Source organism: Variovorax sp. GW823-FHT04F07 (genome assembly GCF_058795995.1).
The window spans coordinates 1,282,558-1,305,197 of record NZ_JBXAIG010000002.1 but is presented as its reverse complement, the minus strand read 5'-3'; the positions used below and the strand labels follow the sequence as shown (position 1 = coordinate 1,305,197).

Here is a 22,640-nt window from a genome sequence, read left to right as displayed (position 1 = left end):
CCGGCACCCTTCGCGATGCACTACACCTGGGATTGGTTGATCTTCTTCAAACCCTCGGTCACGGGGGAGGGCCTGTACGGCCTGATGCTGGTGCGCGGGTTGCTGTGGACGGTCGCGCTGTCGCTGCTGGCCTGGACGCTGGCATTGGGCCTGGGCCTGATCGCCGGCGTGGCCCGCACGCTGCCCCACCGGACGGCGCGCACGCTGTCGGCGGTGTACATCCACTGCTTTCGCAACACGCCGCTGCTGGTGCAGCTGTTTCTCTGGTACTTCGTGGTGCCCGAGCTGTTGCCGACCGCCTGGGGCCATGCGATCAAGCAGATGAACCCGACCGCGAACCAGTTCCTCACCGTGCTGGTGGGCCTCACGCTCTACACGGCGGCGAAGGCGGCCGAGCAGGTGCGCGCGGGCATCGAGTCGGTGCCGCGCAGCCAGAAGCAGGCGGCCATGGCGATGGGCCTGGGAACCGTGGCGGCCTATCGCTACGTGATCCTGCCGCAGGCCCTGCGCATCGTCATCCCGCCGCTGACGTCCGACTTCCTGAACGTGTTCAAGAACTCGGCCGTCGCGCTGACGATCGGGCTCATGGAGCTCACCGGGCAGACGCGCCAGCTCAGCGAGTTCAGCGCCCATCCCTTCGAGGCCTTCATCGTGGCGACGCTCATCTACATGGCGATCACCTACGGCGTGATCGTGCTGATGCGCCGCATCGAGCGCCGGGTGCGCGTGCCCGGTCTGCTGGGCGCCGCGTGATGGGCTACGACTTCGATTGGGTCGCCCTGCAGCGCGCCTGGCCCTACCTGCTGCAGGGCCTGCAGATGACCGCCTTGCTGGTGGCGGCCTCCATGGCCGCGGGCATCGGCCTGGGAACCTTGCTGGCGATCACGCGGATCTTCGCGCCCCGGCCGGTGGCGGCGCTCGTGGCGGGGTACGTGAACCTGTTCCGCTCGATCCCGCTGATCCTCACGATCCTGTGGATCTACTTCCTGATGCCGGTGGTGCTGCGCGCCGTGACCGGCGACCCGAACCTCGGCGTCGGGCCGATCTACGCCGCGCTCGTAGCGTTCGTGCTCGCGGAGTCCGCGTACTACTGCGAGATCATCCGCGCCGGCATCGGCAGCGTGCGCGCCGGCCAGATGCAGGCGGCGCAGTCGCTGGGGATGTCGCCGGGGCAGGCCCTGCGGCACGTGATCCTGCCGCAGGCATTTCGCAACATGACGCCCTCGCTCATCAACCAGACCATCGCGCTGCTCAAGGACACCTCGCTGGTCTACGTGATCAGCCTGAACGACTTTCTCGGCGCCGCCAGCAAGGTGGGACAACGCGACGGGCGCGTGGTCGAGGTCTACATTCTGGTCGCCGTCGTCTACCTGGTGCTGTGCACGGCGGGCGCCTGGTGGGTCACATGGCTGCAGCGGCGCCGCACGGCGGCGGCGACCTGAGGCTTTCTCAGAACTTGGCGCGCAAGGTCAGCTGCACCTCGCGCCCCGGTCCCGGCAGGATCAGGTTGTCCACGCTGCCGTGGGCCGACACGTAGTACTTGCGGTTCGCGATGTTCTTCAGGTTCAGCGCGATCTCGTAGCGCTCGGTCTTGTAGTTGGCCGCGAGGTCGGCGGTCAGGTACGAGGGCAGCGTGACGAGGTTGCTCAGCGAGGCATAGCGCGCGCTGACGTAGTTCAGGCCGCCGCCGGCGCTGAAGCCGTGGCCGAGGTCCTTCATGGCCCACACGAAGGCCGAGTGGCGCGGCGTGAGCGCGGCGGTCTTGCCCTGCACCGGGATCGCGGCGCCCACGGGCAGCTGCAGCGAGCTCACGGTGGCGAGCGACTTGGTCATCTTCGCGTCGAGGTAGGCATAGCCCGCGCTCACGTCCCAGCGGCCCGGCAGGCGGCCGTTGAGCGCGAGTTCCAGGCCGTTGGTGCGCTGCGTGCCGACGTTGATCTGGCGGCGCGGGTTGTTCGGATCGGTGTTCTTGATGCCCGAGCGCTCCAGGTTGAACAGCGCGGTCGTGAGGTTCAGGCCGCCGTCGAGCAGGTCGAACTTGGCGCCGATTTCCTTGTTGACGGTGATCTCGGGCGCGTTGTCGATGTTGCCGGTGGACAGCGCGAAGTTCTCGCCCGAGGGCTGGAACGAGCGGCTGTACGACACGTAGTACGACTGCACCGTGTCGGGCTGCCACACCACGCCGGCGCGCGGGCTGAACTTGCGGTCGGTGCGTTCCAGCGGCGCGAGCTTGCGCTCGAAGCTGGTGTCCTGCTTGAACACGTCGTAGCGCCCGCCGATCAACGCCTTCCAGTGCGGCGCCAGCGTGATCTGGTCCTGGACGTACACGGCCGCGGTCTTGAACTCGCTGTTGCTCGGGATCGCGCCGTCGGCGAGATAGGTGGCCAGCGGGATCGGCAGCGGGTCCGCCACCGGGCTGAACAGGTTCACGCGCTGCGCTCCTGTGGCGGAAGACACGCTGAACAGCCGCTTGCGCTGCACGCCGAACTCGGCGCCGACCAGCCACTCCTGCTTGAAGCCGCCGAGGTCGTTGCGCCAGGTCAGGTCGGTCTGGTTGAACCAGCCGCTCTCGTCGCGGTCGACGATGCCGCGCGTGCGGCCCACCGTCAGGCGCACCGGGTCGGTGGTGCCGCTGGGCAGCGTGTTGTTGCGGTCCAGGTGGTAGCTCGAATAGCGCGTGGTGTTGCGCAGGCTCAGCGCGTCGCTGAAGCGATGGTTCAGCGTGGCGGTGAAGGTCTGCACCTTGCTGGTCACGGTGTCGTCGCGCTTGCCGTGCGCCGAGCCGTAGTAGGCGCCGATGGGCACGTCGACCGGGCGGCCGTTGAGCGCCGGAATGCCGAAGTCGGTGAGGCGCTGGTCGCGCAGGTTGGTGTACTGCAGCAGCAGGTCGGTCTGCGGGCTGAACTTGATCGCCAGCGAGGGCGCGATGTTGTGGCGGTCGGTGAACTGCTGGTCGCGGTAGCTGTCCGACTGCTCGCCCGCCACGTTCAGGCGAAAAGCCATGTTCTCGCCGATGGGCGTGTTCAGGTCGATCGTGCTGCGCGTGTAGTGGTGGCTGCCCAGGCCCAGCGAGACCTCGCCGAAGCGGCGCTCGAACACGGGCTTCTTGGTCACGCGGTTGATCAGGCCGCCCGAGGAGCCGCGGCCGTAGAGCACGGCGGCCGGGCCCTTGAGCACTTCGATGCGCTCGGTGTCCGAGAGGTCGCGGAAGTACAGCGCGTCGTCGCGCACGCCATCCACGAACCAGTCGGAGATGCCGCTGAAGCCGCGGATCACGACCTGGTCGCGCTGGCCGTCGCCGTGGTTGAAGCTCACGCCCGGCACGTTGCGCAGGGCGTCCTGCATCGACACGGCGCCCTGGTCGCGCAGCAGCTGTTCGGGCAGCACATTGACGGCCTGCGGCACGTCGCGCAGCGGCGCGCTGCCCTTGGTGGCGGTGCTGGCGGCGGCGGGGGCGTAGCCCTTGTCGTCCTCGGCGCTGACGGTGACTTCCTTCAGCGTCGTGGCGGCAGTCTGTGCCAGCGCGACGCCCGACAGCGACGCGAGGGCGGCGCCGGCCAGCAGCGAAAGGGGCCACAGCGGGCGCGAGGGGGTGGCGGTGCGGGTGGCGGTGCGGGAGGAGGGCTTCATGTTGTCCGGTTGTGCTTGTTCTTGGAGGGCGGCGCCGCGCAGGCGCAGCCGTACGCGACAACGCCCTTCGTCGCGAGAGACGAAGGGCGTTGTCGTGCCCTGCCTTGAACTGGAAATGTCTGGGTGAGGCAATGGCGCAGCGCGGACGGAAGAAGCTCCGTGGCGGGACGCCATGACGGCCGCTGGACGCGGCGGGCTGAATTCTAAAGAGCTAAATGCGAGGCGTTTGCATTTGTGGCGAGGATGCGACGCGGGGCCGCCCGCCCGCCGCTCACAGCTGGTCGGTCGGCACGAACCACGAGAACAGCAGCAGCTGCAGGCGCGTGAGCATGCTGGAGTCGGGCTCGCTGTCGAGCACTTCGTTGTGCACGTCGCCGGTGCCGATCCATTGCACGTTCTGGCCGTCGGGCTTGAGCACGACGCGGTACACGCCTTCCATGTCGTCCAGCTGGTAGGCGAAGAGCAGCGCCTGCGTGAGCTCGAAGCTGCGCACGCGCACGCCGAACTCGGTGTTCAGCAGGGCCGAGCGCGGGTCGAGGTTCATCGAGCCCAGCAGCACCCACTGGCGGTCGACCAGCGCCAGCTTGGCGTGCAGGCGCCCGCGCGCCTTCTTGAGCAGGCTGCGGAACTGGCCGCTGCGCTTGAGCTGCTGCGTGCTCACCTCGTACAGGTTCACGCCCAGCTTGAGCATGTCGACGCGGTAGCGGTTGTAGTTGATGTTCACCAGCGGCTCGTCGCTGTCGGCCAGCGAGTTGGTGACCACGGTGATGCTCAGGCCGTGGTCGCGGCCCATGCGGATGCGCTCCATGCCCTCGTCGCCGGGAATGAAGTAGGGCGAGATCACCACCACGTTCGACTTCGCGGCGCCCAGCATCTCGTGGAAGCGCTGCGCCAGCGACTCCTGCGGGCGCGCCATCGTGCCCAGGGCCTTGTTCGGACTGTCGGCGGTGGCGGCGGCTTCGGCGCGGATCCAGCGCGTCTCGCCGATGTTGTCCAGCTGCGCGCCCAGCGGCAGGTCGCCCAGCAGGTCGGTGGCGGCCAGCGGGTCGGGCAGGGGCGCAAAGGCGGGCGAGGTCGCGGCGTCGAAGGCGGCCTTGAGCTCGTCGGGCGTGAGCGTCGTGCCGGCCATGCGCTGCAGCGGGTAGACCACGTCGCTGTTCCAGTAGGTGTCGAAGATCCCGGCCGACTGCGGCACCACCGGGCCGGCCAGCAGCAGCTCGAAGTCGATGAAGTTGGCGCTCTCGCTGCGCAAAAAATACTCGTCCGCGAGGTTGCGCCCGCCGGCGATGGCCATGGCCCCGTCGGCGATGAACAGCTTGTTGTGCATGCGGTGGTTGAGCCGCCTGAAATCGCCGAAGAACTCGAGCCAGCGCAGCGACGAATGGTCGCGCGCGTTCACGAAGGGGTTGAACAGCCGCACCTGCGCGTTGGGCTCTGCGGCCAGCCCGAGCAGCAGGCGGTCCATGCCGGCGGTGTAGAAGTCGTCGAGCAGCAGCCGCACGCGCACGCCGCGCCGGGCGGCGTCGCGCAGTTCGCGCAGCAGGAGGCGGCCGGTCTTGTCGTTGCCGAGCTGGTAGGTCTGCACGTCGAGCGAGGCCCGGGCGCGGCGGATGAGCTCCAGCCGCGCATCGAGCGCGAACGAGGCCTCGATCAGCGGCCGCATGCTCGACAGCCCGTCGGGCGGTGAGTCGAGGCTGGCGGCGGCGTGGCCGAGCGGGGTGGCGGACGAAGCGGGAATGGCGATCGAGGGCGGCCCATCGGGCAGGCGCGGCGGCAGGCCGGCGCAGCCGGTGAGCACCAGCACGACCAGCACCAGCGCCGGGCCGCGCAGCGCAGGAAACAACGAGGCGAGGAGCTTGAGCATGGGGCCTGTCAGCGCACGCAAGGGCGTGCGGGCGGCATCGTAGCCCGGCTCGCGACGGCGACCGCGGCGGTTTTGCAACGCTTCGCCCCCGTGTGCTGGAAAACCCGTGGACCGCGACTTTCTTGACAATAGAATACGAATTGTTATCAATAGTGTTCAATGGGCAATAAAAACATGGCAAGAATGAGGGCGCGGCGCAGGGCCGCTTCGGTGCTGGTGGGCTGTCTGGCGATCTACGCGCAGGAGCACGTTCTGGCGCAAACGGGCGGCACGGGGTCGCTGCCCGAAGTGCGCGTCGATGCGAATGCCGAAGCCGAAACCGCCACCTCGCCCGTGATCGGCTACCGCGCGAAGAACGCCGTCACCGCCACCAAGACCGACACGCCGCTGTCGGAAACGCCGCAGTCCGTCACCGTGATCACGCGCGACCAGATGGTCGACCAGGGCGCCAACAACCTGCAGGACGCCCTCAATTACGCGGCGGGCGTGCGCTCCGACGCCTACGGCGTCGACTCGCGCACCGACTCGATCCGCGTGCGCGGCGCCTACCCCGACATCTACCTCGATGGCCTTCGCCAGGCCTACGGCTACTACACCAGCACCACGCGCACCGAGCCCTACACGCTGGAGCGCCTCGAAGTGCTGCGCGGCCCCTCGGGCATGCTGTTCGGCGCGGGCACCGCGGCGGGCGTGGTCAACATGGTCAGCAAGCGGCCGCTGCAGGAGGCCCAGCGCGAGGTGGGCGTGCAGTTCGGCAGCTTCGGCCGCAAGCAGGTGCAGGCCGACCTCACCGGTCCGCTGAACGCCGACGGCTCGCTGTCGTACCGGCTGATCGCATTGCAGCGCAAGTCCGATTCGCAAGTGGACAACGTGCCCGACGACCGCAGCGTGATCGCGCCCTCGCTCACCTGGCGCCCCAACGCGGCGACCTCGCTCACGCTGCAGGGCCTGTGGCAGAAGGACAAGAGCGGCAGCAGCTCGCAGTTCCTGCCGTGGGAAGGCACCTTGCTGCCGAACCCGAACGGCCGCGTGCCCGCCAGCCGCTTCATCGGCGAGGCCGGCGACTACTACAACAGCGAGCGCCAGACCTTCGGCTGGCAGTTCGAGCACAAGTTCAACGACAGCTGGACCGTGCGCCAGAACTTCCGCTACGCGAAGAACGAAAACGACAACCGCTACCACTACGGCGGCGCGTTCAGCGGCTTCGACAGCTGGTCGACCGACCCGATCTTCAAGCGCGTGTTCCCCCGCTACTTCGACAGCCAGCTGACCCGAAACCGCACGCAGACCCTGGACAACCACGTCGAGGGCCACTTCCAGACCGGCGCGCTCCAGCACACGCTGCTCGTGGGCGCGGACTTCGCGCGCCAGCGCGAGAACGTCTGGGGCGGCACCACCGTCGACACCATCGACCTCTATGCGCCGGTGTACGGCCACGTGGACGAACCCGAGCGCGTGGCGCGTCCGCGCACCCGCCAGCGCCAGACCGGCCTGTACCTGCAGGACCAGATCAAGCTCGACAACTGGATCTTCGTGGCCGGCCTGCGTCATGACCGGGCCGTGTCCAGCGCCGCCGGCAGCGACGAGCAAAAGAGCAGCGCCACCACCAAGCGACTGGGCGTGATGTACGCCCATCCCTCGGGCTGGTCGCCGTACCTGAGCTACAGCGAGTCGTTCACGCCGCAGTCGCCGCGCGAAGGCCGCATCTTCTCGCCGCTGCGCGGCGAGCAGTGGGAAGCGGGCGTCAAGTACGAGCCGAAGAATCGCGCCATGGCCTTCAGCGCCGCGGTGTACGACCTGCGCGAGAAGAACCAGATCGTCGAAGAGCAGCCGAAGGTGTTCTCGCAGCGCGGCCTGACCAAGACCCGGGGCGTGGAACTGGAAGCCAAGGGCTCGGTGGGCCCCAACCTCGACCTGATCGCCCACTACAACTACACCGACGCCGACGCGCAGATCGAAGGCCTGCCCAAGCACCAGGCCAGCTTCTGGGCCAAGTACAGGTTCTCGGTGGCCGGCATGAGCGGCTTCTCGGCCGGCGCCGGCGTGCGCGTGATGAGTTCGTTCCGCGACACCCAGTTCGGCACCGGCCCGCGCATCCCCGGTGTGGCGCTGGCCGACCTGGTGTTTGCTTACGATACGGCCCAGTGGCGCTATGCGCTCAACATCAACAACGTGACGGACAAGGTGTACTTCAGCACCTGCCTGTCGCGCGGCGACTGCTGGTACGGTGCGCGACGCAACATCGTGGCGAGCGCCACCTACCGCTTCTAGCCTTTTCTCCACCCAACGACGCACGACGACATGGACAGCCGAAAGATCAAGACCTGGGCCTGGGTGCACAAGTGGAGCAGCCTCGTGTGCACGGTGTTCATGCTGCTGCTGTGCATCACCGGCCTGCCGTTGATCTTCCACCACGAGATCGGCCACCTGCTGGGCACCGAGGTCGAGGCGCCGAAGATGCCGGCGAACACGCCGCGCATCAGCCTGGACAAGGTGGTCGAGATCGGCCGCGCCAAGCACCCCGACCGCGTGGTGCAGTTCGTCTCGCAGCCCGAGGACGACGACGGCCTGTGGTTCGTCACGCTCACGCCCACGCCCGAACCCACCGAAGACTTCAAGTCGGTGGCGGTCGATGCGCGCACCGGCGTCGTGCTGGCGCAGCCGGAGTTCAGCCAGGGCTTCATGTACATCATGTTCAAGCTGCACGTCGACCTGTTCGCCGGGCTGCCGGGCAAGCTGTTCCTGGGCTTCATGGGACTGCTGCTGCTGGTGGCCATCGTCTCGGGTGTGGTGCTGTATTCGCCGTTCATGCGCAAGCTCGACTTCGGTACCGTGCGGCGCGAGAAGCGCCCGCGCCTGAAGTGGCTCGACCTGCACAACCTGCTGGGCATCGTCACGCTGGTGTGGCTGTTCGTAGTGGGCTCCACCGGCATGATCAACACCTGGGCCGACCTGATCATCAAGTACTGGCAGTACGACCAGCTCAGCACGCTGCTCGCGCCCTACAAGAACGAGCCGGTGGTGCCGGTGGCCGAGCGCGGCTCGCTGCAGCGCTCGATGGAAGGTGCGATGCAGAAGGCGCCCGGCATGAAGCTGTCGTTCATCGCCTTCCCGGGCACCTCGTTCTCGAGCCCGCACCACACGACCTTCTTCCTGCGCGGCAACGAGCCCTTCACCTCGAAGCTGCTGCAGCCGGTGTTGGTCGATGCCAAGACGGCGGAGGTGACGGCGGCGCCGAAGATGCCGTGGTACCTCACGGGCCTGCTGGTGTCGCAGCCGCTGCACTTCGGCGACTACGGCGGCATGCCGATGCAGATCCTGTGGGCGCTGCTGGACATCGCGACCATCATCGTGCTGGGCAGCGGGCTGTACCTGTGGCTCAAGCGCGGCAACACCGTGCCGGCACGGACGACCACGACGACTGCGGCGCCCGCCACGGTATCGGGCCCGCAGCCTGACCCGGCACCGGCCATGAAGGTGCAGGCATGACGACGCACCACAAGGCACCGCACCAGTCCTTCTGGCGCATGTGGGGCTGGCCGATCGCGCTGGGGGTGATGACCACCGTCGGCCTCATCACTGCGCTGTTCAGCGACGGCGGCCTCGGCGACATGGTGGCCTGGGTGGGCCTGGGCATTCCGGTGCTCGTGTGCGCCTGGTACGGCTGGCGCCGGTCGCCGCGCACGGGTTCGCGCTAGGCGAAAGGGGCAGGGCACCGACGCAGAATCGGTGCCGATGAATGCCGCACTCTCCTACCCGCTTCGCCTCCTGATCCTGGGCGCTCCGCTGGCCGTGCACGGCCAGCAACCCGCCACGTCGCCGGCTGGCACGCTGCGCGATGTCACCGTTTCGACGCCGCGCGGCACGCTGTCTCCGTTCCTCGTGCCCGGCTCGGTCGACCGCGTCGAAGGCGACGAGATGCGCGACAGCCGGATGCAGGTCAACCTGTCCGAAAGCCTGGGCGCCGTGCCGGGCCTGCAGGTGCAGAACCGCATGAACTACGCGCAGGACCTGCAGCTGTCGGTGCGCGGCTTCGGCGCGCGCTCGACCTTCGGCGTGCGCGGCGTGCGCCTGTACGTCGACGGCATTCCGGCCACCTTGCCCGACGGGCAGGGGCAGACCTCGAACATCGACATCGGCTCGGTCGACCGCGTCGAGGTGCTGCGCGGGCCGTTCTCGGCGCTGTACGGCAATTCGTCGGGCGGCGTGGTGCAGGCGTTCACGGCCTCGGGGGAGGGCGCACCGCGCCTGTCGTATGCGCTGGCGGGCGGCAGCTTCGGCAGCTGGCGCCAGTCGCTGCAGCTGAGCGGCTCGCAGGGCGCGGTCGACTACCTGCTCGGCGCGAGCCACTTTCGCACCGACGGCTGGCGCGAGCAGAGTGCCGCGCGGCGCAACATCGCGAACGGCAAGCTGGGCATCGCGCTGGACAACGGCGACAAGCTCACGCTGGTGTTCAACAGCGTGCGCATCGAGGCGCAAGACCCGCTGGGCCTGACGGCCGAGCAGGTCGCGCAGGCACCGCGCAAGGCGCCGCTGGCGCTGCAGTACGACACGCGCAAGACGGTCGAGCAGACGCAGGTCGGCCTGCGCTACGAGCGGCGCCTCAATGCCGAGCAGGCGCTGCAGTTCATGGTCTATGGCGGCGAGCGCAAGACGGTGCAGTTCCAGTCGATCCCGCCGTCCGCGCAGCAGAGTCCGCTGCACGCGGGCGGCGTGATCGACCTCTCGCGCCAGTACGGCGGCGTCGACCTGCGCTGGACCGCCGCGCTGCAGCTGGCCGACCGGCCCTTCGACCTCGTGGCGGGCCTGGGCTACGACAGCCTGCGCGAGCGCCGCCGCGGCTACGAGAACTACCTGGGCCCGGTGGCCGCGCCGCTGCTGGGCGTGCAGGGGCGCCTGCGCCGCAACGAGCGCAACGAGGTCTGGAACCTCGACCCCTATGCGCAGGCGGCCTGGCGCTTCGCGGAGCGCTGGACGCTCGAGGCCGGCGTGCGTCGCAGCCGTGTGCACTTCGATTCGCACGACCTCTACATCGGTGGTGCCAACCGCGACGACAGCGGCAGCGCGAGCTACAGCAAGACCCTGCCCGTGGCCTCGCTGCGCTACCAGGCCACGCCCGATCTCGCGGTGTACGGCTCGGTCGGCCGGGGCTTCGAGACGCCGACGCTCAACGAGCTGTCGTACCGCCCGGGCGGTGCCAGCGGGCTCAACTTCGGGCTGCGGCCTTCGGTGAACGACAGCCTCGAGGTGGGCGCGAAGGCGCGGCTGGCTGGCGGCCTGCTGACGGCGGCGCTGTTCCACACCCGCACGCGCGACGAGATCGTCACCGCCACCAACAGCGGCGGCCGCGCCACCTTCCAGAACGCGGGGCGCACGCGGCGCAACGGTTTCGAGCTGGGCTGGCAGCACGAAACGGCCGACCACTGGCGCACGCAGGTCGCCTACACCTGGCTGGACGCGACCTACCGCGATGCGTTCTGCTCGCCGTCGCCCTGCGCGGGCGGCAATGCCGTGAACGCGGGCAACCGCATCCCGGGCATCGCGCGGCAATCGCTGTTCGCCTCGCTCGGCTGGGTGCCGCCCGAAGGCTGGCGCGCGGGTGTCGAGATGCGCGCACTGAGCCGCATCCAGGCCAACGACCTGAACACCGCGAGCGCGCACGGCTACGCCGTGGCGGCGCTGTACGCCGGCTACCTGAAGAAGTGGGAGCGCTGGGACTTCAACGCCTTCGCGCGCGTCGACAACCTGTTCGACCGGCGCTACATGGGCTCGGTCATCGTCAACGAAGGCAATGCGCGCTTCTACGAGCCCGCGCCGGGGCGCAACTGGACGGTGGGCCTGAGCGGCGCGTACCGCTTCTGAAGAACGCGCCATGAAATGAAAAGGCCCGCCGCCCCGAGGGGACGGCGGGCCTTGAAACCCGGTAGTCGCAGTGCTTACTTGAGGCCGGCCGCAGCGCGCAGTGCAGCGGCTTGCGTCGTGGCTTCCCAGGTGAACTCGGGCTCTTCGCGGCCGAAGTGGCCGTAGGCGGCGGTCTTCTGGTAGATCGGGCGCAGCAGGTCGAGCATCTGGATGATGCCCTTCGGACGCAGGTCGAAATGCTCGCGCACGAGCTCGGCGATCTTCTCGTCGGGGATCACGCCGGTGCCTTCGGTGTAGACCGTGATGTTCATCGGCTGGGCCACGCCGATGGCGTACGCCACCTGGATCTGGCACTGGCGCGCCAGGCCGGCGGCCACGATGTTCTTGGCCACGTAGCGCGCGGCGTAGGCGGCCGAGCGGTCGACCTTCGACGGGTCCTTGCCCGAGAACGCGCCGCCGCCGTGCGGGCAGGCGCCGCCGTAGGTGTCGACGATGATCTTGCGGCCGGTGAGGCCGCAGTCGCCCTGCGGGCCGCCGATGACGAAGCGGCCGGTCGGGTTGATCAGGTAGCGCGTGTTCTGCAGCCATTCCTTGGGCAGCACGGGCTTGATGATCTCTTCGATGATGGCTTCGTTGAACGAGGCCTTCATCTTGGTCGGCGTTTCGCTCTGGTCGGGGCTGTGTTGCGTGGAGAGCACCACGGTGTCGATGCTGTGGGGCTTGCCGTCCACGTAGCGCATCGTGACCTGGCTCTTGGCGTCGGGGCGCAGGAAGGGCAGGCGGCCGTCCTTGCGCAGCTGGGCCTGGCGCTCCACGAGGCGGTGTGCGTAGTAGATCGGCGCGGGCATCAGCTCGGGCGTCTCGTCGCAGGCGTAGCCGAACATCAGGCCCTGGTCGCCGGCGCCGGTGTTCAGGTGGTCGTCGGAGGCGTGGTCCACGCCCTGGGCGATGTCGTTGGACTGCTTGTCGTAGCAGACCATCACCGCGCAGCCCTTGTAGTCGATGCCGTACTCGGTGTTGTCGTAGCCGATGCGCTTGATCGTGTCGCGCGCGACCTGGATGTAGTCGACGTGCGCGTTGGTCGTGATCTCGCCGGCAAGCACCACGAGGCCGGTGTTGGTCAGCGTTTCGGCGGCGACGCGGCTGCGGGGGTCTTGTTCGAAGATCGCGTCGAGGATCGCGTCCGAGATCTGGTCCGCGACCTTGTCGGGATGGCCTTCGGAAACCGATTCGGAAGTAAAGAGAAAGTCGTTCGCCACTGTGGTCACTCCTTGAAGTTCAATTGGCGCGTTGCCAACTCTGCGGAGCCCTGGCGAACGCTTTAGCAGATGTCGATGAATCGACGGGACACAATCGCATTCGCGCTTGTGGGTGTCGCCCTGCAAGTTGTTCCGTAACTCGGCGACAATTTGCATTCTATTCGAGCCGCGCAATACCATGCGCGCGCGTCCGCCTTTTGACCCTCCCTGACTCTCTCCCCCTCCCCGTTCAATGATCACCCTGTTCCGCCTGCTTGCCCGCGTGTCGATGCCGTTGATGCATCGGCTCGGCGCCTTGCTGGGATGGCTGGTCTGGTGGTGTGCGCCGGACTACCGCCGCCGCTTCAAGGCCAATGCCGAGAGCGCCGGCTTCTCGCCCGCGCAGTACCGTCCCGCCATCGCCGCCGCCGGCCACATGGCGTCCGAGCTGCCCTGGCTGTGGCTGCGCCCGCAGGGCGAGAGCGTGCTGACGCGCGTGGTGCGCTGGGAAGGCGTCGAGGCCTTCGAGGCCGCGATGCGTGCGAAAAAGGGCGTGATCCTCGTGGCGCCGCACCTGGGCAGTTGGGAGATGTGCGGCCAGGCCATCGGCGAGCGCTTTCTCCCGGACTTCGGGCCGATCACCGCGCTGTTCCGCCCGGCGCGCAAGAAATGGATGGCCGACCTGATCGCCGCGGGTTCGCGCGACCGGCCCGGCCTGCAGACCCTGCCGACCAACAACACCGGCGTGCGCGGCCTGATCCGCACGCTGCGCAGCGGCGGCTACACCGGCATCCTGCCCGACCAGGTGCCGCCGCTGGGGCAGGGCGTGTGGGCGCCTTTCCTCGGCCGCCCCGCCTACACCATGACCCTGCTTCCCCGTTTGGCCCAACAGACCGGCGCCGCCTGCTTCCTCAGCGTGTGCGAGCGCCTGCCGCGCGGCGCGGGCTACGTGATCCGCTTCGAGCCGATCGTCGGCACCGCGCTCACCGACCCCGAGGCCTCCATCGAAGACGCCGCCGCCGCCATGAACGACGGCATCGGCCGTCTGATCCACAGCCTGCCCGGCCAGTACGTCTGGGACTACGCGCGCTACAAGGAGCCGCGCGGCGAACCCGCTGTGGTGGCCAACGCCGCGGGAGGCGCCGCGCCATGAGCCTCAGCTCCCGACTCGGTATCGGCTTCATGCGCGTGCTGGCCCCGCTGCCCTTGCCGCTCGTGCGCGGCTTCAGCAGGGTTCTCGGCCGCCTGTTGCACACCATCGCCGTGCCGCGGCGGCGCGTGGTCGACCGGAACCTGGCCCTGTGCTTCCCCGGGAAATCGGAGGCCGAGCGCCGCGCCATCGCGCGCGAGACCTTCGTCTTTGTCGCGCAGTCGTGGCTGGACCGCAGCTGGCTGTGGCATGCGCCCGAGAAGGTGGTGAAGAGCCGGCTGAAGATCGTCGGTTCTGCCTCGGAAATCCGCGAGATCGCCGAGGGCGAGGCGCCGATGATCCTGTTCGCGCCGCACTTCTACGGCCTCGACGCCGCGGCCACCGCGCTCACCATGCACACGGCGCGCCCCTCGGCCACGATCTACACGACCCAGCGCGACCCGATGGTCGATGCCTGGATCCGCGAAGGCCGCACACGCTTCGGCGACGTGGCGGCGCTCAACCGGGTGGACGGCATCAAGCCCATCCTCGCGGGGCTGCGCAAGGGCGGCCTGCTGTACCTGCTGCCCGACATGGATTTCGGGCGCGACCAGACCATCTTCGTGCCCTTCTACGGCGTGCAGGCGGCCACCGTGCCGTCGCTGTCGCGCTTCGCGCGCCTGGGCAAGGCCAAGGTGGTGCCGGTGGTGGCGAAGCTCACGCCGGGCGGCTACGAGATTCAGGTGCTGCCGGCGTGGCAGAACTTTCCGACCGACGACGTCGAGGCCGACACGGCGCTCATGAACGAGCGCCTGCAGGGCTACATCGACACGATGCCGTCCCAGTACTACTGGGTGCATCGCCGGTTCAAGACCCGCCCCGAGGGCGAGCCGCCGATCTATTGAAAGCCCCCCGGCTTTTCACTTCGCTTCGCTGCGTGTAACTCCACCCCCCGAGGGGGAGGCGCGGCCCGCCTTGGGGCGGCCCGGCGGCGGCCGCCTCAATTGCGGGCCAGGAAGCCCTCGATCTCGCGCGCGACCAGCTGCGGTTGCTCGTGCACGATCCAGTGGGTGGCGTTCGGCACCTTCTTGACTTCGAGCTGGGGCACGTACTCTTCCAGCCCTTCGAGCAGGCCCGGCAGCAGCGCCGCGTCGTCGAGCGCCCAGAACACGAAGGTCGGCATGGTCACTGTGAGGCGTTCGCGCGGCAGCACCGGAATGCTGTCGATCGACTGGCCTGGCAGTGGCGGCTTCATCGGCGTCACGCGGTACAGGTTGCAGGCGCCCGTGAGGCCCGCGCTCCAGACCTCGCGGTACTGTTGCTTCACCTCTTCGGTGAGCCAGCCGAAGCCGTCCGGGCCGGCCTTCATCAGCAGGAAGAAGGGCCACATGCGCTTGAAGTCGTCGGCCGCGAGCAGGGCTTCGGCGTCGGGGCGCGCCAGGAAGTGCATGTAGGCACTGGCCTGCTGCTGCGCCGGGTTGTTGCGCAGCTCGCGCGTGAAGGTGCCCGGGTGCGGCGAATTGATGATGACCAGCTTGCCGACCTGCTGCGGGAAGGCGTTGGCGTAGCCCCAGGCGAAGGCGCCGCCCCAGTCGTGGGCCACCAGCGCGGCCATGGTGCCGTCGGCGCTCTCGGTGGCCACGAGCTGCTGGATGTCCTGGATCAGCAGGTGGGCCTTGTAGTCGGCCACTTCCGTGGGCGCGCTGGACTTCTCGAAGCCGCGCAGGTTGGGCGCCACGCAGCGGTAGCCGCCGTGGGCCGGGTCCGAGAAGTAGGCGAGCAGCTCGTCCCAGATGAACGCGGCCTCGGGAAAGCCGTGCAGGAACACCATCAGCGGCTGGCCCGGCTTGCCGGCCGCGCGGCAGCTCAGGGTGGTGCCGTTGGGCAGGCTGCGTTGGAAGGTCTCGATCATGCTTCGTGTCTCCTTGGGTTGACTGTCGCTATTGTTTTGATAGTGGACTTCGCAGGCGGGACGCTCGATGCAGCCGGGTCTTCTAGCGCATCAGGCGTCGTCGGCCGGTGGCGGCGCGGGCGCTGGCGCGGCGTCGTCGGGGTGCACCCAGCGCCACAGCAGCTCGGCCGCTTCGCCGACCCCTTGCTTCTTCAGGGCCGAGAACAGTTTGACCTCGCCGCCGCCGGCGTTCAGTCGCGTAATCGACAGCACCTTGGCGGCTTCGGTGCGGGTGAGCTTGTCGGACTTGGTCAGCAGCACGAGGAATTTCAGGCCCTGCTCGACGCGCGGGCGGATCACGTCGAGCAGGATCTCGTCGAGCTCGGTCATGCCGTGGCGCGGATCGCACATCAGGACAACCCCGCGCAGACTTTCGCGCGTCATGAGGTAGTTCCCCATCACGCGCTGCCAGCGCAGCTTGGCTTCCTTCGGCACGGCCGCGTAGCCGTAGCCGGGCAGGTCGGCCAGCACGGCGTCGTCGACCTTCTGCTTGCCGATGCCGAACAGGTTGATGTGCTGCGTGCGGCCCGGCGTCTTCGAGGCGAAGGCCAGCCGTGTCTGCTGCGTCAGGGTGTTGATGGCGGTCGATTTGCCGGCGTTGGATCGGCCGACAAAAGCGATCTCGGGCAGGTCGACCGGGGGCAGGTGCTCCAGCTGCGGAGCGCTGGTCAGGAAGTGGGCGGTGTGCAGCCAACCGAGGGCCACGCGCTCGCGTTCAGCGACCTGCGGGTCCACGGCAGGGGCCGCGCGGGGAGGATAAGCGGCGGACTTGGCGCGCGGGGAGGTCATCAATGGGCTTTCGGAACGGGGCGCCATTGTAGAATCGCGGGGTTTTGCGCCATAAATTCGAAGCCCCCGATATGAAGTTGTTTGCCAATATTCTGCTTGCAGCCCTCATGGGCGTCGCAGCCAGCGCGAGTTTTGCAGCCGATGAGCATGCAGCTGCCCCCGCAGCGGCAGCCGCCAAGCCGGCCAAGCCCGATCCCGCCAAGGGCGACACGCTGTTCAACGCGACGCCGGCCAACAGCCAAAGCTGTGCTTCGTGCCACAACGCGGACGGCAACTCGGCCATCGCAGCCAACCCCAAGCTGGCGCAACAACACCCCGAATACATCCTCAAGCAGCTGCAGGACTTCAAGTCCGGCAAGCGCAAGAGCGCCATCATGAAGCCGCTGGCCTCGGCGCTGTCCGAAGAAGACATGCGCAACATCGCCTGGTTCGTCGGCTCCAAGAAGATCAAGCCGGGCTTCTCGAAGGAGAAGGACACGGTCGCCCTCGGCGAGAAGATCTACCGCGGCGGCATCGGCGATCGCCAGATCCCGGCCTGCGCCGGCTGCCACAGCCCGAACGGTGCCGGCCTCCCGGCCCAGTACCCGCGCCTGGGCGGCCAGCACGCCGACTACACCGTGACCCAGCTCGTGGCCTTCCGCGACAACGTCCGCCTGAACAGCTCGCCCATGAACGGCGTGGCCGCCAAGCTCAACGACCGCGAAATCAAGGCCGTGGCCGACTACATCGCCGGCCTGCGCTGATTTCCGCTGTCGCGCTGTCCAGCGTGAACTAACCGCCGATAAAAATCCCAAACAAAGGGCGGGCCGATCCAGGAGGATGGCCCGCCCTTTTGTTTTTTTCTCCTTTCCTGGTTCCCTTCCGATGACCGTTTCCACCCATGGCCTTCGCGTGCATCGCGGCCCGCAGCTGCTTCGCGCCGCGGTGGAACTGCTGTCGTCGATGCGCTTCGCGATCGCGCTGCTCACGGTCATCTGCATCGCCTCGATCATCGGCACCGTGCTCAAGCAGCATGAGCCGATCAACAACTACATCAACCAGTTCGGGCCCTTCTGGGCCGAGCTGTTCCGCACGGCGCGGCTCGACTCGGTCTACAGCGCCTGGTGGTTCCTGCTGATCCTGCTGTTCCTGGTGATCAGCACGTCGCTGTGCGTCGCGCGCAACACGCCGCGCATCCTGATCGACCTGCGCACCTTCAAGGAAGACATCCGCGCGCAGAGCCTGAAGGCCTTCGGCCAGCGCGCCGAGAACCGGCTGGCGGAAACGCCCGACATGGCGGCCAACCGCATCGGCCAGCTGCTCGTGAGCGGCGGCTGGAAGGTCAAGCTGCAGCAGCGCAACGCCAGCGCCGACGGCAAGGCCGCGGCGGGCTGGATGGTGGCTGCGCGCGCCGGCGGCGCGCACAAGCTGGGCTACATCGCGGCGCACAGCGCCATCGTGCTGGTGTGCATCGGCGGCCTGCTCGACGGCGACCTGGTGGTGCGCGCCCAGACCTGGTTCAACGGCAAGAGCGTGTTCACGGGCGGCGGCATGATCGCCGACGTGGCGCCCGAGCACCGCCTGTCGACCGCCAACCCGACCTTCCGCGGCAACATCCTCGTGCCCGAGGGCGGGCGGGGCAACGTGGCCATCCTGAACCAGGCCGACGGCGTGCTGCTGCAGGAGCTGCCGTTCACCATCGAGCTGAAGAAGTTCATCGTCGACTACTACTCGACCGGCATGCCCAAGCTGTTCGCCAGCGAGGTGGTGCTGCACGACCGCGAGAGCGGCGAGCAGGTGCCCGCGCGCATCGAGGTGAACCATCCGGCCAGCTACAAGGGCGTGGAGATCTACCAGTCGAGCTTCGACGACGGCGGCTCCACGGTGAAGCTCAAGGCGGTGCCGATGGCGGCCGCGGCCAAGCCTTTCGAGGTCGAGGGCATCATCGGCGGCCCGAGCACCGAGATCACCAACGGCAAGGACAAGCTCACGCTCGAGTACGCTGCGCTGCGCGTGATCAACGTCGAGAACTTCGCCGATGGCGGTGCGATGGGCAGCGGCGCCGACGTGCGCAAGGTCGACCTGCGCCACGGCATCGAGTCGCGCCTGGGCGCCGCCAACAAGACCAACAAGCCCAAGGTGCTGCGCAACATCGGCCCGAGCATCGGCTACAAGCTGCGCGACGCGGCCGGCCAGGCGCGCGAGTACCAGAACTACATGGTGCCGGTCGACGCCGGCGACGGCCAGCCGGTGTTCCTGCTGGGCATGCGCGAGAAACCCGAGGAGCCGTTCCGCTACCTGCGCGTGCCGGCCGACGAGCAAGGCTCGATGGACGGCTTCGTGCGCATGCGCACCGCGCTGGGCGACGCTGCCACGCGCGAGCGCGCCATCCAGCGCTACATCGCCAAGGCGACCGACCCCAAGCGCCCCGAAATGGCCGAGCAGCTGCGCGTGTCGGCCGCCCGTGCGCTGGCGCTGTTCTCGGGCGCCGAGCGCGCCAAGGCCGACGCCGCGTCGCAGGGCGGCTGGCAGGCGATTGCCGAATTCATGGAAGCCAACGTGCCCGAGGCCGAGCGCGAGCGCGCCGGCACGGTGCTGGTGCGCATCCTCAACGACGTGCTGTTCGAGGTGCTCAACCTGAGCCGCGAAGGCGCCGGCCTGGCCGCGCTGCCGAACGACGAGAAATCGCAGGGCTACCTGACGCAGGCCGTGCTGGCCCTGAGCGACGCGCACTTCTACCCGGCGCCGGTCGCGATGATGATGACCGACTTCACCCAGGTGCAGGCCAGTGTCTTCCAGGTGGCGCGCGCCCCTGGCAAGAACATCGTCTATCTGGGGTGTCTGTTGCTGATCGTCGGTATTTTTGCCATGCTGTACGTGCGCGAGCGCCGCCTGTGGGTGTGGCTGACACCCGGCGGCGGCGCCTCTGGAGACAACGACGGCCGCGAAACGGTCGCCACGATGGCGTTCTCGGTCAACCGCAAGACCCTGGACAGCGATCGCGAATTTGAGCACCTGAAGCACAGGTTGCTCGCCCTGAAGAAAGAAGAACCGGCGTCACCATGAACACCACGACCCTCACGCTCCACGAAAGCTGGCTCTCCCGCCGCAACCTGTTCGACTGGGTGTTCGCGGCGCTGGTGCTGGCCGGCGGCGCGTTCGCCTTCATGCGCCACGCCGGCTCGATGGACAGCTACGAAAAGCCGATCCTGGTGGCCGCGCTGATTTCGGTTATCGGCATCTGCTGGTTCTGGCGCCCGCTGCGGGTGCTGACGCTGGTGGTGGCCGCGGCCTCGCTGCTGGCCATCAGCTCCTACCAGGGCGACCTGGCGCGCGCCGACTCGGTGTTCTGGCTCAAGTACTTCCTGTCGAGCCAGTCGGCCATCCTCTGGATGAGCGTGCTGTTCTTCATGAGCACGCTGTTCTACTGGATCGGCTTCGCCGCCGGCAAGCAGCAGGCCGACACCTTCGACCTGATCGGCTCCCGCCTGGCCTGGGCGGCCGTGACGATGGCGCTGATCGGCACCATGGTGCGCTGGTACGAAAGCCACCAGCTCGGCCCGGACATCGGCCACATCCCGGTGAGCAACCTGTACGAAGTGTTCGTGCTGTTCTGCTGGCTGACGGCGGCGTTCTACCTGTACTTCGAAGAGCGCTACAACACGCGCGCGCTGGGTGCCTTCGTGATGCTGGTGGTGAGCGCGGCGGTGGGCTTTTTGCTCTGGTACACGATCGTGCGCGAGGCGCACGAGATCCAGCCGCTGGTGCCCGCGCTGCAGAGCTGGTGGATGAAGCTGCACGTGCCCGCCAACTTCATCGGCTACGGCACCTTCGCGCTCGCGGCCATGGTGGCTTTCGCCTACCTCATCAAGGAACAGGCGAGCGAAACCCGCTGGTACAAGCTCACGCCGATCTGGCTCCTGGGCGTGGCGCTGTGCTTCGTGCCGGTGGCCTTCCGCCAGCGCGTGCAGGAAGCCGGCGGCAGCTACTGGGTGATCTACGCGGGCATCTCGGCGCTGATCGCCGCGGGCATCCTGCTGGGGCGCAAGCGCATCGCGGCGCGCCTGCCGGCCAACGAGGTGCTCGACGACGTCATGTACAAGTCGATCACCGTCGGCTTCGCCTTCTTCACCATCGCGACCGTGCTCGGCGCCCTGTGGGCGGCCGATGCCTGGGGCGGCTACTGGAGCTGGGACCCGAAGGAAACCTGGGCGCTGATCGTCTGGCTCAACTACGCGGCCTGGCTGCACATGCGCCTCGTGAAGGGCCTGCGCGGCACCGTGGCGGCCTGGTGGGCGCTGGCCGGCCTGGCCGTGACCACCTTCGCCTTCCTCGGCGTGAACATGTTCCTGAGCGGGCTGCACAGCTACGGCACGCTGTAAGCGCAGGCCTGGCGCCTTTTGCGAAGAATTGAAACCACGCGCCGCCATGGCGCGTAACCAAACCGGGGCATGTCACGAACTACCCTGAGCACAACGATTCACGCGAAAGGCCTGCCATGTCGTTCCATTCCCGTTCGCACCGTCGCGACACCCAGGGGTTCACCCATCCGCTGTCGAGCGAGATCACGCCGCGCGCCGCCTACGAAGGCCGGCGCGACCTGCTCAAGCTGATGGCCGGCGGTGCCGCGGGTGCGGCGCTCGCCACCTTCGCCGGGCGCGAGGCCTTCGCCCAGGCGACCGGCCCGCACAAGCTGGCCCTGCTGCCGGGCGCCAAGTCGGCCGTGCCGGGCGCGCAGACGATGGAAAAGCTCACCGATTACAAGGACGCGAGCAGCTACAACAACTACTACGAGTTCGGCGTCGACAAGGGCGATCCGGTGAAGAACGCCGGCACCCTCAAGACGCGGCCGTGGACCGTGGAGGTCGAGGGGCTGGTCAAGAAGCCGGGCAAGTACGGCATCGAAGACCTGCTCAAGCTCAGCGCGCAGGAAGAGCGCATCTACCGCCTGCGCTGCGTCGAGGGCTGGTCGATGGTGATCCCGTGGGTGGGCTACTCGCTGGCCGAGCTCATCAAGAAGGTCGAGCCGCAGGGCAACGCCAAGTTCGTCGAGTTCGTGACGCTGGCCGATCCGAAGACCATGCCCTTCGTAGGCTCGCGCGTGCTCGACTGGCCCTACACCGAAGGCCTGCGCATGGACGAGGCGATGCACCCGCTCACGCTGCTGGCCTTCGGCATGTACGGCGAGGTGCTGCCCAACCAGAACGGCGCGCCGGTGCGGCTCGTGGTGCCATGGAAGTACGGCTTCAAGTCGGCCAAGTCGATCGTCAAGATCCGCTTCGTCGAGAAGGAGCCGAGCACGGCCTGGAACAAGGCGGCGGCGCAGGAGTACGGCTTCTATTCGAACGTGAACCCGAGCGTCGACCATCCGCGCTGGAGCCAGGCGACCGAGCGTCGCATCGGCGACGGCGGCGGCCTGTTCGCGAAGCGGCGCAAGACCGAGATGTTCAACGGCTACGAGGCGCAGGTCGGCCAGCTCTACGCCGGCATGGACCTGAAGAAGAACTACTGAGCGGGCGCGCCCGCCCGGTCGTTGCGCCATGCTGAACAAGCTGCTCATGCACCCGGCGACCAAGCCGGTCGTCTTCCTGCTGTGCCTGCTGCCGTTCGCGCGGCTGGCCTTCGGTGCTTTCACCGACGGGCTGGGCGCGAACCCGGCCGAGTTCCTGATCCGCGCGACGGGCGACTGGACCTTGCGCTTCATCTGCATCGTGCTGGCGGTGACGCCGCTGCGCGTGATCGCCAAGCTCAACGCGCTGGCGCGGCTGCGTCGCATGCTGGGCCTGTTCGCGTACTTCTACGTGGTGCTGCACCTGCTGTGCTACAGCTGGTTCGACATGGGCTTCGAGTGGGGCGAGATCGCCAAGGACATCGCCAAGCGGCCGTTCATCCTGGTGGGCTTCTCGGCCTTCGTGCTGCTGACGCCGCTGGCGGCCACGTCGTTCAACCGCGCGATCAAGGCGATGGGCGCCAAGCGCTGGCAGCTGCTGCACAAGCTGGTCTACGTGATCGCGGGGCTCGGGCTGCTGCACTTCTTCTGGATGCGCGCGGGCAAGAACAACTTCGCCGAAGTGTTCGTCTACGCCGCGATCATCGGGGTGCTGCTGGCGTGGCGCGTCTGGAATTTCGCGCGCAAGCGCCAAGCCAGGCCCGCAGTGGCCGTGCGCGGCAGCGAGAAGCCGCTGCGCACCGGCTGAG

18 protein-coding genes are annotated in these 22,640 nt (G+C 68.1%); 13 read left to right on the top strand and 5 right to left on the bottom strand.

Annotation, left to right across the window (positions count from 1 at the left end):
- Positions 1 to 15: 15 nt before the first annotated feature.
- Complete coding sequence (locus tag AC1RAA_RS15260; protein WP_492728412.1) at positions 16 to 753, top strand: amino acid ABC transporter permease; 738 nt, start codon at positions 16 to 18, stop codon at positions 751 to 753.
- The gene (locus tag AC1RAA_RS15255) at positions 753 to 1,442 is read left to right on the top strand and encodes an amino acid ABC transporter permease (RefSeq protein WP_139700985.1); all 690 of its coding nucleotides are present in this window, start codon (positions 753 to 755) and stop codon (positions 1,440 to 1,442) included. Before AC1RAA_RS15260 ends, AC1RAA_RS15255 begins: the two co-directional genes overlap by 1 nt.
- Positions 1,443 to 1,449: 7 nt before the next feature.
- On the opposite strand, the gene AC1RAA_RS15250 is transcribed toward AC1RAA_RS15255, so the two are convergent.
- A complete protein-coding gene (locus AC1RAA_RS15250) occupies positions 1,450 to 3,630 on the bottom strand; it encodes a TonB-dependent receptor (RefSeq protein ID WP_492728413.1) in 2,181 nt (726 codons plus the stop codon).
- A 271-nt stretch (positions 3,631 to 3,901) separates the two neighbouring features.
- The gene (locus tag AC1RAA_RS15245) at positions 3,902 to 5,494 is read right to left on the bottom strand and encodes a phospholipase D family protein (RefSeq protein ID WP_095747449.1); all 1,593 of its coding nucleotides are present in this window, start codon (positions 5,492 to 5,494) and stop codon (positions 3,902 to 3,904) included.
- 174 nt (positions 5,495 to 5,668) lie between these two features.
- Here AC1RAA_RS15245 and AC1RAA_RS15240 point away from each other — a divergent pair, with 174 nt between their 5' ends.
- The 4 genes from AC1RAA_RS15240 to AC1RAA_RS15225 are packed head-to-tail and all read left to right on the top strand — an operon-like array spanning position 5,669 to position 11,356.
- Positions 5,669 to 7,765 carry a TonB-dependent siderophore receptor gene (locus AC1RAA_RS15240; RefSeq protein WP_492728416.1) on the top strand — a complete coding sequence of 699 codons (2,097 nt, stop codon included), beginning with the start codon at positions 5,669 to 5,671 and terminating at the stop codon, positions 7,763 to 7,765.
- A gap of 30 nt (positions 7,766 to 7,795) precedes the next feature.
- Positions 7,796 to 8,983, top strand: coding sequence for a PepSY-associated TM helix domain-containing protein (locus tag AC1RAA_RS15235; RefSeq protein WP_492728418.1), 1,188 nt, complete (start codon positions 7,796 to 7,798; stop codon positions 8,981 to 8,983).
- A complete protein-coding gene (locus tag AC1RAA_RS15230; protein ID WP_070059960.1) occupies positions 8,980 to 9,192 on the top strand; it encodes a hypothetical protein in 213 nt (70 codons plus the stop codon). Before AC1RAA_RS15235 ends, AC1RAA_RS15230 begins: the two co-directional genes overlap by 4 nt.
- Positions 9,193 to 9,229: 37 nt before the next feature.
- A complete protein-coding gene (locus AC1RAA_RS15225) occupies positions 9,230 to 11,356 on the top strand; it encodes a TonB-dependent receptor domain-containing protein (protein WP_492728420.1) in 2,127 nt (708 codons plus the stop codon).
- Between the two features lie 74 nt (positions 11,357 to 11,430).
- Here AC1RAA_RS15225 and metK read toward each other — a convergent pair whose 3' ends face one another.
- A complete protein-coding gene (gene metK, locus AC1RAA_RS15220) occupies positions 11,431 to 12,615 on the bottom strand; it encodes a methionine adenosyltransferase (RefSeq protein ID WP_062471813.1) in 1,185 nt (394 codons plus the stop codon).
- 232 nt (positions 12,616 to 12,847) lie between these two features.
- On the opposite strand from metK, the gene AC1RAA_RS15215 reads away from it, so the two are divergent.
- Both AC1RAA_RS15215 and AC1RAA_RS15210 read left to right on the top strand, forming a co-directional pair.
- The gene (locus AC1RAA_RS15215) at positions 12,848 to 13,747 is read left to right on the top strand and encodes a lysophospholipid acyltransferase family protein (RefSeq protein ID WP_492728422.1); all 900 of its coding nucleotides are present in this window, start codon (positions 12,848 to 12,850) and stop codon (positions 13,745 to 13,747) included.
- Positions 13,744 to 14,628, top strand: a complete 885-nt coding sequence (locus AC1RAA_RS15210) for an LpxL/LpxP family acyltransferase (RefSeq protein ID WP_492728423.1) — start codon at positions 13,744 to 13,746, stop codon at positions 14,626 to 14,628. Before AC1RAA_RS15215 ends, AC1RAA_RS15210 begins: the two co-directional genes overlap by 4 nt.
- Positions 14,629 to 14,723: 95 nt before the next feature.
- Here the strand turns inward: AC1RAA_RS15210 and AC1RAA_RS15205 are convergent, their stop codons facing one another.
- Entirely contained in the window at positions 14,724 to 15,635 is a 912-nt protein-coding gene (locus AC1RAA_RS15205; RefSeq protein WP_492728425.1) for an alpha/beta fold hydrolase, read from the bottom strand.
- A 90-nt stretch (positions 15,636 to 15,725) separates the two neighbouring features.
- Entirely contained in the window at positions 15,726 to 16,463 is a 738-nt protein-coding gene (gene yihA / locus AC1RAA_RS15200; protein ID WP_307584259.1) for a ribosome biogenesis GTP-binding protein YihA/YsxC, read from the bottom strand.
- A 71-nt stretch (positions 16,464 to 16,534) separates the two neighbouring features.
- On the opposite strand from yihA, the gene AC1RAA_RS15195 reads away from it, so the two are divergent.
- The 5 genes from AC1RAA_RS15195 (at position 16,535) to msrQ (ending at position 22,639) form a co-directional block, all read left to right on the top strand.
- Positions 16,535 to 17,206, top strand: coding sequence for a c-type cytochrome (locus tag AC1RAA_RS15195; RefSeq protein ID WP_062471798.1), 672 nt, complete (start codon positions 16,535 to 16,537; stop codon positions 17,204 to 17,206).
- Between the two features lie 121 nt (positions 17,207 to 17,327).
- Positions 17,328 to 19,508, top strand: coding sequence for a cytochrome c biogenesis protein ResB (locus AC1RAA_RS15190; protein WP_492728427.1), 2,181 nt, complete (start codon positions 17,328 to 17,330; stop codon positions 19,506 to 19,508).
- Positions 19,505 to 20,824 carry a c-type cytochrome biogenesis protein CcsB gene (gene ccsB / locus AC1RAA_RS15185; protein WP_095743751.1) on the top strand — a complete coding sequence of 440 codons (1,320 nt, stop codon included), beginning with the start codon at positions 19,505 to 19,507 and terminating at the stop codon, positions 20,822 to 20,824. The genes AC1RAA_RS15190 and ccsB overlap by 4 nt, the downstream gene beginning before the upstream one ends.
- 116 nt (positions 20,825 to 20,940) lie before the next feature.
- Entirely contained in the window at positions 20,941 to 21,954 is a 1,014-nt protein-coding gene (gene msrP / locus AC1RAA_RS15180) for a protein-methionine-sulfoxide reductase catalytic subunit MsrP (protein ID WP_492728428.1), read from the top strand.
- Between the two features lie 31 nt (positions 21,955 to 21,985).
- Positions 21,986 to 22,639, top strand: coding sequence for a protein-methionine-sulfoxide reductase heme-binding subunit MsrQ (gene msrQ / locus AC1RAA_RS15175; RefSeq protein WP_070059976.1), 654 nt, complete (start codon positions 21,986 to 21,988; stop codon positions 22,637 to 22,639).
- The last annotated feature ends 1 nt before the right edge of the window (position 22,640 follow it).